The sequence below is a fragment of the Streptomyces venezuelae genome, assembly GCF_008642375.1.
Classification (GTDB): domain Bacteria; phylum Actinomycetota; class Actinomycetes; order Streptomycetales; family Streptomycetaceae; genus Streptomyces; species Streptomyces venezuelae_G.
In genome coordinates, this window is the sequence record NZ_CP029194.1 from 4,645,891 (window position 1) to 4,657,927 (window position 12,037).

Genomic DNA, 12,037 nt, shown 5'->3' on the forward strand with positions numbered 1-12,037 from the left:
CGCTAGAGGCCCAGCGCCTCGTCCCGGGAGGCCTCCGCCTCACGGCGCACCAGGCGGAACCACATGAAGAGAACGAAGCCGGCGAAGACGAACCACTCCGCCGTGTAGCCGAGGTTCTGGAAGGCCTTCACGTCCAGGCTCGTCCCCGCGGCAGCCTCCGCCGGTACCGGAGTGAGACCGGCGGGAGAGTCGGCGAGGGTGATCCAGGCGTCGTAGACGTCGTCGGTGACCACGTTCACCAGGGCCGCCGCGCTGATCATGCCGAGCTGACCCTCGGGCAGGCCGCCCGCCGCGTGGGCGCCCTTGGTCCCCGGGTTCTCCGAGGCCTGGAGCGCGCCCACCACCGTGACCTCGCCGGCCGGCGGGGCCGGGGCCTTCCCGCCCGCGGGGAGCCAGCCCCGGACCACCGGCAGCGACCGGCCGCCGTCCGTCTTCAGCAGCGTCAGGACGTACGAACCGGTCCGGCCGTCCAGCTCGCGCTGCGGGACGAGGAACTGCTCCCCGAAGCGGCCGCGCGCCTCGGCGGACCGCCCCGACGTCTCCTTGTCGACCGGCAGGAGCGTGGCCAGCGGGGCGGCCTTCAGCGAGCTCGCGGCGGGCCGCTGCTCGGCCTCCTGATGGGAGTCGACGCGATCCTCGAACTTGCCCAGCTGCCAGGTCCCCATGAACACGCAGAACGGGATCGCCAGCAGGACGAAGACGTTGATCCCCCACCAGCGGGGCGTTCTCAGGAACCGGTACACACCCCCACGGTACGCAAGCGGGCGCGCTTCCCCGACGGCCGGGTCCCCGACGGCCGGGTCCACGGCGGTCGGGTCCCCGGCGGTCGGGTCCCTAGGACGTCCCCAGGTGCTTCGCGGCGAAGGCCAGGTCCAGGGCGGCCTGCTTGATCCGCTCCTCCACGACGAGCGAGCCGTGGCCCGCGTCGTACCGGTACACCTCGTGGACCGCGTCCCGGGCCGCGAGCCGGTCCACGTAGTTGTCGATCTGCCGGATCGGGCAGCGCGGGTCGTTGACGCCGGCCGAGATGTGGACCGGCGCCTTCACCGCGTCCACGTACGTCAGCGGCGACGAGGCCGCGTACCGCTCGGGCACCTCCTCGGGCGAGCCGCCCAGCAGCGTCCGGTCCAGTGCCTTCAGGGCCTCCATCTCGTCCTCGTACGCCGTGACGTAGTCCGCGACCGGGACTGCCGCGAGACCGACCGCCCAGGCGTCCGGCTGCGTCCCGAGGCCGAGGAGCGTGAGGTAACCGCCCCAAGAGCCGCCGGAGAGGACCAGGCGCGCCGGGTCGGCGAGGCCGCTCGCCACCGCCCACTCACGGACCGCCCCGACGTCCTCCAGCTCGATCAGACCGACCCGGTGCTTGAGCGCGTCCGTCCACTCCCGGCCGTACCCCGTCGAGCCCCGGTAGTTGACCCGCACCACCGCGTACCCGTGGTCCACCCAGGCCGCCGGGCCCGAGGCGAAGGCGTCGCTGTCGTGCCAGGCGGGACCGCCGTGCACCTCGAAGACCGTGGGGAACGGCCCCTCGCCCTCCGCCGGACGCTGCACGAGCGCGTGGACCCGGCCGCCGGGCCCGTCCACCCACACGTCCTCCACCGGCACCGAGGGCGGCGCCTTGGGGCCGGGCGGGTCGAGGACGATCGAGCCGTCCGTGGAGCGCACCACCGGCGGCTGGGCCGCCGACGACCACAGGTACTCGACGGTCCCGTCGGGCCGGGCCGTCGCTTCCGACACCGAACCGGCCGGGGTCTCCACCCGCACCAGGGCGCGCGTCGCGATCTCGTACCGGAACAGCTCGCTGCGGGCCTCGAAGCTGTGCACGATCAGCAGCCCGGAGCCGTCCGGATACCACTCGGCCGACACGTCGCCCGGCAGGTCGAGCCGCAGATCGGTCTCCGTGCCCGCCGCCACGTCCCAGAGCATCGGCTCCCAGCGGCCGCGCCGCTGGTGCGCGACGAGCAGCCGGGAGTCGCCCGCCAGCGGCGCGAAGCCGAGGACCGCGAGCCCCAGCTCCTCCGTGCCGCCCTTGGTGTCGTCGAGCTCGGCCAGCACGCTCGCGTCGGCCGCGCGCAGCACGCGCAGCGCCGAATGCATCGCGTCCCCGTGCTCGGTGTGCTCGATCGCGATCAGCGAGCCGTCGTGCGAGAGGTCGCCGACCCCGGCCGACTCCCGGTGCCGGTAGATCTCGACCGGGGCGGCGGCCCCCGGGCGGACGAGATGGACCGTCGATCCGTCCTCGTCCGTGGAGCGGCCGATCACCAGCGTGCCCTCCCGTCCGATGGCGAGGCCGCCCGGGTACGAGGCGTCGAGCCCCGGCACGGCGGGCTCGTCCGCGCCGCCCGCGAACGGCTGGCGCATCCACACCCCGAACTCGTCCCCGTCGGTGTCCGCGAACCACCAGATCCACGCGCCGTCGGGGGAGAGCGTGCCGTCCGTCGTGCCGTTCGGCCGGTCCGTGACCTGCCGCTGCTCGCCGGTGGCCCGGTCCCAGGCGTACAGCTCGTACGTCCCCGTGGCATTGGAGACGAACAGCGAGCGGTCCGGGGCCTCCTCGGCCCATTCGGGCAGGGAGACGCGTGGTGCGCGGAACCGCTGCTCCCACACAGGGGTCTGCTCCCACGCCGGGATCTGGGTGAAGTCCTTGCTCTCAGTCATGACACCCATGATGCTCCGCGCGGCCGACAATCCGGTCGCGTCGTCCGCAACCTGTGGATAACCTCGCCGACATGTACTCTCCGACCCCCGAGGACTGGCGCGAGGCGAATCGCGCACGCTGGGACGAGCGCGTCCCGATCCACGCCTCCAGCGCGTTCTACGGCCTCGACTCCTTCCGCGCCGGCAAGGACGCCCTGCGGGACTTCGAGCTCGCCGAGGTCGGTGACGTCACCGGTCGCTCCCTGCTCCACCTCCAGTGCCACATCGGCCTGGACACGCTCTCCTGGGCGCGGCACGGCGCCGCGCACGTCGTCGGCCTGGACTTCTCCGAGCCGGCCGTCGAGACCGCCCGGTCCCTCGCCGCCGACCTCGGGCTCCCGCAGGACCGGGCCGCCTTCGTCGCCGCCGACGTGTACGAGGCCGCCGGGGCCGTCCCGGACAACGCGTACGACATCGTCTACACCGGTGGCGGGGCGCTGAACTGGCTGCCCGACATCGAGCGCTGGGCGGAGACCGCCGCCTCCCTCGTCGCCCCGGGAGGCTTCCTCTACGTGGCCGAGTTCCATCCGCTGACCGACTCGCTCGACGACGAGACCGGCACCCGGATCGTGAACGACTACTTCATCCGCGAGCCGTGGGTGGACTCCGCCCCGGGCACGTACGCGGACCTCGACGCCGACACCGTCCACAACCGCAGCGTGGAGTGGGTGCACCCGATCGGCGAGGTCGTCACGGCGATCGCGAAGGCGGGCCTGAGGATCGAGTTCCTGCACGAGCACGACGCCTCGCTGTACCCCCGCTACGGCGCGCTCCAGCGGCACGAGGACGGCTACTACCGCTTCCCGGCGGACCGCCCCCGGATCCCGCTGATGTACTCGATCAAGGCGTCCCGGCCGGCCTAGAAGCGATCCGGATGACGGCGCGCCCGCCCTTCAGATCCACCGTCGAGTGGTGCGGCGGGGCGCCGTCCTCCTCGTCGTCGCGCATCACGAGGGCGCTCTGCCGTTCCTTGAGCTCGTTCTGCTTGCCCTGCGAGAACGTCGCGTGCAGCTGCTCGAAGCCCGTCGAGGAGACCTGGCCGGTGCGCTTGCCGCGCCCGGTCGCCCGCAGCAGCTGGTCGGCGAAGGCGACCACCGTCAGCAGGATGACGAGGCCGGGCAGCGTCACGAACACGGCGAACTCCATGCCCCCATGAGACCACGCGGGCCCGTGGGCCGGAACGGGCCGCGCGGCCCCGGATCGTCACGCCCCTCAGGACCCTCACGCCCCTCAGGACCCTCACGCCCCTCAGGACCCTCACGCCCCTCAGGACCCTCTGGTCCCCTCAGGTCTCGTCAGATCGTCACGTCGGGCCGTATGTGGTGCGTGCGCCGCCCGTCCGGGCCGAGGACCTGCGCCCCGATCTTGTGGGTGCGCAGCGAGACCTGGGTGCCCGTGATCCGCAGTGTGGGGGCGGCCCGTACGAGCCTTGCCGTCACTTCGTGCAGTTCCTCGACCGTACGGAGCCACATCGCGAGCGCCAGGTTGTGCGGCCCGGTCACCGAGGTGATCACCATGGTGTGGCGCAGCCGGGTCAGCGCCGCCACCGTCGAGGCCACCTCAAGGGGCGGGACGTCGGCCGTGACCAGCGCCCACACCGGGCGCCCGGAGAACCTCGGGGCCGGCAGGCAGTGCTGGTGCAGCGCGCCGGCCGCCATGAGGGCGTCGAGCCTGCGCCGTACCGTCGACTCGCTCGTGTCGCACTGGCGGGCCAGCTCGGCGGCGCTGCGGCGGGCGTCCCCGGCCAGTTCGGCGACCAGTTCGCGGTCGAGGTCCGTGAGGGGTGTCCGTGGACGGGTGAGCGGGCGCGGCCGCTTCTCGCCGCCCGTGACGTCCGAGAGGAGCCGGACCTGCCCCGGGGCGAGCTGTTCGATCCGCGACCGGTACGGGCGGTTGTGCAGCCGGGTGACGACCTGCGTACGGGAGCGGAGCACTCCGGGCAGGCGTCGCACCCGGCCCGCGAGGTAGACGTCGAGGGCGTAGAGGTCCGGGCAGATCACGAGCAGCACCAGATCGGCGTCGCCGGTCACCTGGTGGACGCCGAGGGTGTACGGATCGTCCGCGAGCTCGATCGCGGTCGCCTCGGCGCTGCCCGCGACGCATTCCAGCTCGGCCCAGGCGTACAGCGTGGTGTCCCCGCCGCGGGCGACGAGCAGCGAACTCCATGCCCAGCCGCCCGCGGTGAGGTGGTCCCAGCGCCGGGCGAGCGTGTCGGGGCTCGGCCCCAGGACGGCCGAGAGCTGCGTCCAGCTGGCGCGCGGAGCGAGCTGCAGTGCGTGAATCAATGCCAGATCCGGTTCCCCCAGGACGGATTCCCCGGTATGCATGTGCCTCCTTGGCCGATCTCTGGGAAACCGTGGGTGTGGGCACCAGGGCGCCCCAGGATGTGGACTGGGGCATATGCATTCAAGCCGTCGTGGCGATTGTTCGCCATCAAGGCTGGCATAAGTCACAGATGTGGACAGGGACAGGTCGGCATAGAACAGGACAGGGTGGTACGGGGGATGGAATCCATGGGGCACATGGGGAATCCGAAGAGCCCGCGGAACACAAGGAGCTTCCCTGGCAGTATCCCTGGGGAGTCTCCTGGGACGGAGCCTCCGGAGGCTCCGTCCCAGGAGGCGGAGCTGCTGTGGGGTGAGCCGGTCAGTCCCGACCAACTGACCGCCGCCGAGCAGGGCTACGCGCGCTGCGGCCCCGCCGAACGCCTGCTGTGGGAACGGCTCTCCGTCTTCGAGGGCGCCTTCGGCAGGGAGGCCGTCCGCGAGGTCTGCGCCTCCGGGACGCTGCCCTCGGAGGAGATCCAGGCGGTCCTCGACCGGCTCGCCCCCCTCGCGCTCCTCCCCGTCGACGACCTGTTCGACGGCGAGGACGGCGCCCCCCGCTACTGGATGCCGCACCCGATGCGGGCCGTCGGCGCCCGCCGCCTCACCGCACGCGGCGACCGCTGGGTCGTCGTCCTGCACCACCGGAGGTGGTGCGTGAAACTGGCCCGGCAGGCCGCCGACTGGTGGCAGAGCGGCCGCCAGATCGACGCCAGGAACCTCGCCCTGCGTGAACTCCCCGACCTGGCCGCCGCGATGGACCCGACGACCGCCCCGCTCTCGCCGAACGCCGAGGCCGACACCTCCGTCGAGATCGCGGTCTCCCTGTGGTTCCTGTGGGTGGCCTGCGGGCGGGTCGCCGAGGGCCACACCCGGCTGCGCCACGCCCTCTCCCTGCACTCCGGCCCGCACCCCGCCCGCGCCCTGTGGCTCGCCGCCTACCTGGAGCTGGAATCGGGCCGCCCCGAGGACGCCGACCCACTGCTCGTCCAGGCCTGGGCGGCGGCCGTACGGGACGGGGACGACCGGTGCCTCGGGATGCTGGCCCATCTGCGCGGCGCGACCGCCCTCTTCCAGGGGCGCACACGGGAGGCGGCGGCCGAGTTCCGCGAGGCGCTCGCCCTCATGGAGGAGCACCCTGAGTTCGGGCCGAGCCGGGAGCTGTGCTGGGTCGCGCTCGCCCTGACCCTCAGCCGGACCGACCCGGAGGCCGCGCAGGAGGCCCTGGACCAGGCGGTTCTCGACACGCCGGCCCGGCAGGCCTGGACGGGGCGCGACCTGTGGGCAGACGCCTGGGCGCACCACGCGCGGGCCGAACTCCTCTCCTGGGACGGGGAGCGCGAGCGGGCCGCCGAGCACGCCCGGCGCGCGCTCCGCGCCCACTTGCACCTCGGGACGGCCGTCGGGGCGGCCTGCGCGGCCGAACTCCTCGCCCAGATGCGGGTCATGGTCGGACGGATGACCTCCGCCGCCCATCTCCTCGGCGCGGCCGACCTGTTGAGGGCCTCGGTCTTCGAGGAGGCGTACCGCCCGGCGGAGTACTGCGCGACCTCACGCGACCGCAGCGAAGCGCTCCTGCGGGGGCTGCTCGACGACCGGGAGCTGCGCCGCGCGTACGAAGAGGGCGCGCGTCTGGGCCTGTTCGCCCTGGCGGGAGAGGAGTAGGCGCGGAAAACGGCCGCGTGTCGGTCCCGATGCCTACGATGTCGGAATGATCGCCTTCGTCGTGGCCGCCGTCTTCCTGCTGCTCTTCGGGGCCGGCGTGCTGCGCGACCGGCGCCGCTTCGGCAATGCCGTGTACCTCGGCCTGGCCGTCACGTTCTTCGGGCTCGGCCTCCTCGCGGAGATCGACGCCGCCCCGCCCGGCGTCGCCGAGACCGTGATGATCCTGGTGCTGCTCGTACTGGGCCTCGGCCCCTTCGTGCTGGCCGTGCTGCTCTGCGCGAACGGCGTGAAGATGGTCCGCAAGGAGGGCAGACGCCCGGCGAACCTGCTCTCGCTCCTCGCGGGCCTCGGCATCTTCGGGGTGATGGGCCTGATGGCGGCGGCGGTCGCCACGCACTCGCGGGCCGTGGGCCTGATCGCCGTCACCACGCTGCTCGTCCTCGGCTACGTCTCGTTCCTGTTCCTCTGCTTCGTCGGTTACGCGTTCCTGTACGGGCGGATGAGGCTCCGCCGCGACGCCGACTACGTCGTGGTCCTCGGCTCCGGGCTGATCGGCGGTCGCCGGGTGCCGCCGCTCCTCGCGAGCCGGCTGGACCGGGGCCGGGAGGTGTACGAGACGCTGGCCGCGCGCGGCGGGGACGCACCGGTCCTCATCACCTCGGGCGGGCAGGGCCCCGACGAGGAGCTGCCCGAGTCCCACGCGATGGCCGACTACCTCGTCGAGCGGGGGTTCCCGGCCGGCGCGGTCGTGCGCGAGGACCGCTCGCGCACGACCGAGGAGAACATGATCTTCAGCAAGGAGCTGATGGAGCGGGACCGGCCCGGCTCCTCCTGCGTGATCGTCACCAACAACTTCCACGCCTTCCGGGCCGCGCTGATGGCCCGTCGGGCGGGGGTGGACGGCCAGGTCGTCGGCTCGCCCACCGCCGCCTACTTCTGGCCGTCGGCGACCATGCGCGAGTTCGTCGCCGTCTTCCTCCAGTACAAGGTGGTGAACCTCGGGATCTGCGCGGCGCTGATCCTGCTCGGCGTACTGGCGTGGTTCGTCCGCTGACCGAGCGGAGCGGGACGGGCCCCGTGGGCCGCGCGGCCGCTCACGGCGTGACGATCGGGAACTGCGGGTCGGGCGTCGTCACGTACGACAGGAGCCGCGCGAGCAGCGCCGGGTCGCCCTCCGCACCGACCCCGAGCTCCTGGAGGCTCTGGCCGTCCAGCAGGCCGAGGAGCTGGGCCTTGGCCAGCGTGAGCGTCAGTCCGGCGGGCGTCCGGGGCGGGCCCGTGACCACCCGCTGGGTGAGGGCGCCGTTGTGCAGGGTGAGCCGGTGGCGGGTCCCCGCGCCCGTGGGGCCGTCCAGCACGAGCAGGTCGACGGTCAGGTCGTCGTGCCAGGCGCGCGGCCCGTCGATCCGTACCGCGATCGAGTCGACGAGCATGGGGACGGTGAGGGCCATCGCCATCTCGGGGTTCGACGTGTCGAGGTCCGTCTTCACGATGCCCTCGCGGAGCTCCAGCGCCGACGTCAGGTAGAAGTTGCGCCAGGGGCCGTTCTCGGCGCCGTACCCCAGACGGTCGTAGACCGAGGCCAGGGCCTCCTTCGCCTCGATGCTCCCGGGCTCCGCGAAGACCAGGTGGTTGAGCAGGGTCGCCGCGAACCGCAGGTCGTGCGCGTCGACGTACTCGCGGGCCTTGACGAGCATCTCGGCGGGGCCGCCGGCCAGGGCCACGTACCGCTTCGCGGTCTCGACCGGCGGGTGCTCCCAGAGGTGGGCCACGTTGCCGTCGAACCAGCCCAGATAGCGCTGGTAGACCGCCTTGCTGTTGTGGCTCAGCGAGCCGTAGTAGCCGCGCGCGTGCCAGGACGTGGCCAGGGCGGGCGGCAGCTGGATCTGCTCGGCGACCTCCGGGCCGGTGAGGCCTTCGTTGAGCAGCCGCAGCGTCTGGTCGTGCAGGTACGCGTAGAGGTCCCGCTGCTCGGTCAGGAACCGCACCACGTTGTCGTGGCCCCAGGTGGGCCAGTGGTGGGAGGCGAAGCCGACGTCGTACTGCCCGTGGAAGAGCTCGACCGCCTCGTCGAGGTACGCGGCCCAGACGCGCGAGTCGCGGACGACCGCCCCGCGCAGGGTCAGGACGTTGTGCATGTTGTGCGTGGCGTTCTCGGCCAGGCACAGCGCCCGCAGGTCCGGGAAGAGGAAGTTCATCTCGGCCGGCGCCTCGGTGCCCGGCGTCAGCTGGAAGACGATCCGTACGCCGTCGACCCTCACCTCCTGACCGGTCTCGGTGATGTCCACGGTCGGCTCGATGAGGCTGACGGTGCCGAGGGAGGTGGTCTGGCCGAGCCCGGTGCCGATCTGCGCGTCCGGGGCCTTCGGCAGGTTCGCCCCGTACATGAAGGCCGCGCGGCGGGTCATCGCGTTGCCCGCGTACACGTTCTCGCTGACCGCGTGCTCCAGGAAGCCGGCCGGGGCGATGATCGGCACGCCCTCCTCGGTGCCGTGCGGGAGGATCCCGCGGGCGCCGCCGAAGTGGTCGGCGTGCGAATGGGTGTAGATCAGGCCCGTGACGGGCCGGTCGCCGCGGTGCTCCTTGTAGAGCTTGAGCGCGGCGGCGGCGGTCTCCGTGGAGATCAGCGGGTCGATGACGACGATCCCGCGCTCGCCCTCGACGACCGTCATGTTCGACAGGTCGAGCCCCCGCACCTGGTAGACGCCCTCGGTGACCTTGTACAGGCCCTGACGCGAGCAGAGCTGGGCCTGGCGCCACAGACTGGGGTGCGCGGTGTCGGGGCAGTCCGCCTTGAGGAAGCCGTAGACGTCCCCGTCCCAGACGGTCCGGCCGTCGGCGGCCGTGACCTTGCCGGGGACCAGGGCGCCGATGAAGCCCCTGTCCGCGTCGTCGAAGTCGGTGGTGTCCTCGAACGAGGGCAGGGCGTCGCTCATGTGCGGGGGCTCCGTTCCGCGAGGGCGGTGATCGGCGTTCCGGTCCATCTGAACACCGGGTCACTACGACCGCACTTCGGAGCGGAGCGGAGCGGCGGGAAGCGGCGGGATGGCCGCTCCGTACCTACTCTGGAAGGAACGGAGGTGACCCATGCGTCGACGCCACCACTTCCACACCGACTACCTCGGGCACTCGGTCTCCGTGACCGTCCAGACCGGGCACAGGCCCGTCGTCGAGGTGCTCGTCGACGGCAAGGAGACGGGGCACGCCACGGTGACGGACGACCGGCCGGTCACCGTCCCGATCGAGCTGCCGACCGAGCCGCCGACCGAAGTGTTCGTACGGGCGACCACCGGGCCCGGCGTACCGCGCTGCCTGCTGCTCGCGACGGCGGACGGCGAGCCGCACGTGATGGCGCCGAGACTGTACTGACGAGTCCCGGCGCGTACCGACGCCTACTGGGGAGTACTGCCGGGCCTGGCTCAGGAGAGCCAGGCCATCCCGATGATCAGGAAGACGACGAAGGCGATGGCTCCGGCGACGGCGGCCGTCTTACGGGGCCGGCGCCGGGACAGCTCGGCGAGCCCGCCACCACCGGGCGCCGCCGGCCGCTCGCGCCGCCGCGAGGCGGACGGTGCGGCGGACACGTGCTGGGCGGGCGGCTGCATGGGACGTGCGGCCGGCGGGGCCTGATGGACGGGCCGGGGGGCCTGATGGACGGGCTGAGAACCAGGGTGCACGGGCTGCGCGTGGGGCATCCCGTGCTGGGGCTGCCCATGGGGGACCTGATGCACAGGCTGCGGCTGCTGCTGCGGATAACCACGCCAGGCACCCGACGAGAACCAGTCCGCGATCGCCTGCGCCGGGGGCCGCTGCTCGGGCTGCTTGGCCAGCAGGCTCAGCAGGTACGTCTCGAAGACGGGCGGCAGCGCCACCCCCAGCCGGCCGGGCGGTACGGGTGGGGTGTCGATGTGCTGGTAGAGCAGGGCCGTGGCCGTGTCCGCGCGGAACGGCGGCTGCCCGGTGAGCAGTTGGTAGAGCACGCACCCCAGTGAGTAGACGTCGGAGGCGGAGGAGGCGGGCTGCCCCAGGGCGCGCTCGGGGGCCAGATAGAGCCCTGTGCCCACGATCTGCCCGGTCGTCGTGAGCGCCGCCGAGGGGTCGTCGACGAACCGCGCGATGCCGAAGTCGGCCAGCTTCACCGTGCCCTCGGCGTCGACCAGCAGGTTCCCCGGCTTGATGTCGCGGTGCACGACCCCCTGCCGGTGGGCGGCCGCGAGTCCGGCGGCGGCGTGGGCGGCGACGACGGCGACCCGTTCGGCGGGCAGGACCAGCGGGTCGGAGGGGCTGCCGGCGAGGCTGTCGCCCTCGACCAGCTCCATGACGAGGAAGAGCTTTCCGTCCCACGTGCCGAAGTCGAAGACGCCCACGACGTGCGGGTGGCTCAGCCGGGCGGCGGTCTGCGCCTCCAGCCGGAAGCGGTCGCCGGCGGACGGATCGGTGCCGTGACCCAGCATCAGCTTCACGGCGACGGGCCGGCCGAGAACCTCGTCCGTGGCCTGCCACACCTCGCCCATGCCGCCCCGGCCGATACACACATGAAGCCGATATCGGTCCGCGACCAGCACCTGGACACCACCCTTTCGACGATCGATCAACTTGACGGAAGGGAACCAGCGTAGAGCCGCCCGGACACGCTCCTCGCCGCGCGTCCCCTCAGGGCCGGCCCCGGCATGATGACGGGATGCTGATCGAACACGACGGCCAGGCGCCGACCGTCCACCCGACCGCTTACGTGGCCCCGACGGCGACGCTCTCCGGCGACGTGCGCGTCGGCGCGGGCTGCCGGATCCTCTTCGGAGCCGTACTGACCTCCGAGGGCGGCCCGGTGGAGCTCGGCGAGGGCTGCATCGTCATGGAGAACGCGGTCCTGCGCGGCACCACCCGCGACCCCCTGACGCTCGGCCGGCACGTCCTGGTCGGCCCGACGTCCTCCCTCGCCGGCTGCACGGTGGAGGACGAGGTCTTCCTCGCGACGGGCAGCCGGGTGTTCAACGGGGCGCGGATCGGCGCGCGTTCGGAGGTACGTATCAACGGAATCGTGCACCTGCGGACGGTCCTCCCCGCCGACGCGACCGTCCCGATCGGCTGGGTCGCGGTCGGCGACCCGGCGCGGATCCTCCCGCCGAACGACCACGGCGAGATCTGGAAGACGCAGAAGGCTCTGGACTTCCCCGGCTACGTCTTCGGCCTGGACCGCCCGGCGGAGGGGGAGAGCCTGATGCCGGCCGTCTCCGAACGCTACGGCCGCGCGCTCGCCCGCCACAGCGAGGACCGTGTCCTGGAGACGTGACGCGGGTGAACGGAAGGTGACGCCCGCCCGTTAGCATCCGGATCGAGTGTCGGTCAGCGTG

11 protein-coding genes are annotated in these 12,037 nt (G+C 72.6%); 5 read left to right on the forward strand and 6 right to left on the reverse strand.

Translation table 11 applies throughout. The features are described from left to right. Window positions 1-2 precede the first annotated feature (2 nt). Window positions 3-743, reverse strand: a complete 741-nt coding sequence (locus DEJ46_RS21350) for an SURF1 family protein (RefSeq protein ID WP_150268724.1) — start codon at window positions 741-743, stop codon at window positions 3-5. A gap of 91 nt (window positions 744-834) precedes the next feature. Further along, entirely contained in the window at window positions 835-2,667 is a 1,833-nt protein-coding gene (locus DEJ46_RS21355) for a prolyl oligopeptidase family serine peptidase (protein WP_411757771.1), read from the reverse strand. Between the two features lie 62 nt (window positions 2,668-2,729). On the opposite strand from DEJ46_RS21355, the gene DEJ46_RS21360 reads away from it, so the two are divergent. Continuing rightward, a complete protein-coding gene (locus tag DEJ46_RS21360) occupies window positions 2,730-3,560 on the forward strand; it encodes a class I SAM-dependent methyltransferase (RefSeq protein ID WP_150268728.1) in 831 nt (276 codons plus the stop codon). On the opposite strand, the gene DEJ46_RS21365 is transcribed toward DEJ46_RS21360, so the two are convergent. Together DEJ46_RS21365 and DEJ46_RS21375 are read right to left on the reverse strand one after the other, a co-directional pair. Then, window positions 3,538-3,843 (reverse strand): DUF6191 domain-containing protein, encoded by a 306-nt coding sequence (locus DEJ46_RS21365; RefSeq protein ID WP_150268730.1) that lies wholly within the window; start codon window positions 3,841-3,843, stop codon window positions 3,538-3,540. The genes DEJ46_RS21360 and DEJ46_RS21365 overlap by 23 nt on opposite strands. A 149-nt stretch (window positions 3,844-3,992) precedes the next feature. After that, on the reverse strand, window positions 3,993-5,024 hold the full coding sequence (locus tag DEJ46_RS21375; RefSeq protein ID WP_150268732.1) for an Lrp/AsnC family transcriptional regulator: 1,032 nt from the start codon (window positions 5,022-5,024) through the stop codon (window positions 3,993-3,995). Window positions 5,025-5,219: 195 nt separating this feature from the next. Here DEJ46_RS21375 and DEJ46_RS21380 point away from each other — a divergent pair, with 195 nt between their 5' ends. Together DEJ46_RS21380 and DEJ46_RS21385 are read left to right on the forward strand one after the other, a co-directional pair. Further along, complete coding sequence (locus DEJ46_RS21380; RefSeq protein ID WP_223834882.1) at window positions 5,220-6,686, forward strand: tetratricopeptide repeat protein; 1,467 nt, start codon at window positions 5,220-5,222, stop codon at window positions 6,684-6,686. Between the two features lie 46 nt (window positions 6,687-6,732). Then, window positions 6,733-7,740: a YdcF family protein gene (locus DEJ46_RS21385; protein ID WP_150268734.1), complete on the forward strand. Its 1,008-nt coding sequence runs from the start codon at window positions 6,733-6,735 to the stop codon at window positions 7,738-7,740. Between the two features lie 40 nt (window positions 7,741-7,780). Here the strand turns inward: DEJ46_RS21385 and DEJ46_RS21390 are convergent, their stop codons facing one another. Beyond that, window positions 7,781-9,622, reverse strand: coding sequence for an alkyl/aryl-sulfatase (locus tag DEJ46_RS21390; protein ID WP_150268736.1), 1,842 nt, complete (start codon window positions 9,620-9,622; stop codon window positions 7,781-7,783). Window positions 9,623-9,773: 151 nt separating this feature from the next. On the opposite strand from DEJ46_RS21390, the gene DEJ46_RS21395 reads away from it, so the two are divergent. Then, entirely contained in the window at window positions 9,774-10,055 is a 282-nt protein-coding gene (locus DEJ46_RS21395) for a hypothetical protein (RefSeq protein ID WP_150268738.1), read from the forward strand. Window positions 10,056-10,105: 50 nt separating this feature from the next. Here DEJ46_RS21395 and DEJ46_RS21400 read toward each other — a convergent pair whose 3' ends face one another. Beyond that, on the reverse strand, window positions 10,106-11,251 hold the full coding sequence (locus DEJ46_RS21400) for a serine/threonine-protein kinase (protein WP_150268740.1): 1,146 nt from the start codon (window positions 11,249-11,251) through the stop codon (window positions 10,106-10,108). A gap of 116 nt (window positions 11,252-11,367) precedes the next feature. Between DEJ46_RS21400 and DEJ46_RS21405 the strand changes: the two genes are divergently transcribed. Beyond that, window positions 11,368-11,976, forward strand: coding sequence for a gamma carbonic anhydrase family protein (locus tag DEJ46_RS21405; protein WP_150268742.1), 609 nt, complete (start codon window positions 11,368-11,370; stop codon window positions 11,974-11,976). Window positions 11,977-12,037 lie beyond the last annotated feature (61 nt).

Bases quoted from the DNA above. Each gene is read 5' to 3' on its own strand.
- DEJ46_RS21355 (WP_411757771.1), bottom strand. From the start codon at position 2,667: ATGGGTGTCATGACTGAGAGCAAGGACTTCACCCAGATCCCGGCGTGG.
- DEJ46_RS21360 (WP_150268728.1), top strand. From the start codon at position 2,730: ATGTACTCTCCGACCCCCGAGGACTGGCGCGAGGCGAATCGCGCACGC.
- DEJ46_RS21365 (WP_150268730.1), bottom strand. From the start codon at position 3,843: ATGGAGTTCGCCGTGTTCGTGACGCTGCCCGGCCTCGTCATCCTGCTG.
- DEJ46_RS21375 (WP_150268732.1), bottom strand. From the start codon at position 5,024: ATGCATACCGGGGAATCCGTCCTGGGGGAACCGGATCTGGCATTGATT.
- DEJ46_RS21380 (WP_223834882.1), top strand. From the start codon at position 5,220: ATGGGGAATCCGAAGAGCCCGCGGAACACAAGGAGCTTCCCTGGCAGT.
- DEJ46_RS21385 (WP_150268734.1), top strand. From the start codon at position 6,733: ATGATCGCCTTCGTCGTGGCCGCCGTCTTCCTGCTGCTCTTCGGGGCC.
- DEJ46_RS21390 (WP_150268736.1), bottom strand. From the start codon at position 9,622: ATGAGCGACGCCCTGCCCTCGTTCGAGGACACCACCGACTTCGACGAC.
- DEJ46_RS21395 (WP_150268738.1), top strand. From the start codon at position 9,774: ATGCGTCGACGCCACCACTTCCACACCGACTACCTCGGGCACTCGGTC.
- DEJ46_RS21405 (WP_150268742.1), top strand. From the start codon at position 11,368: ATGCTGATCGAACACGACGGCCAGGCGCCGACCGTCCACCCGACCGCT.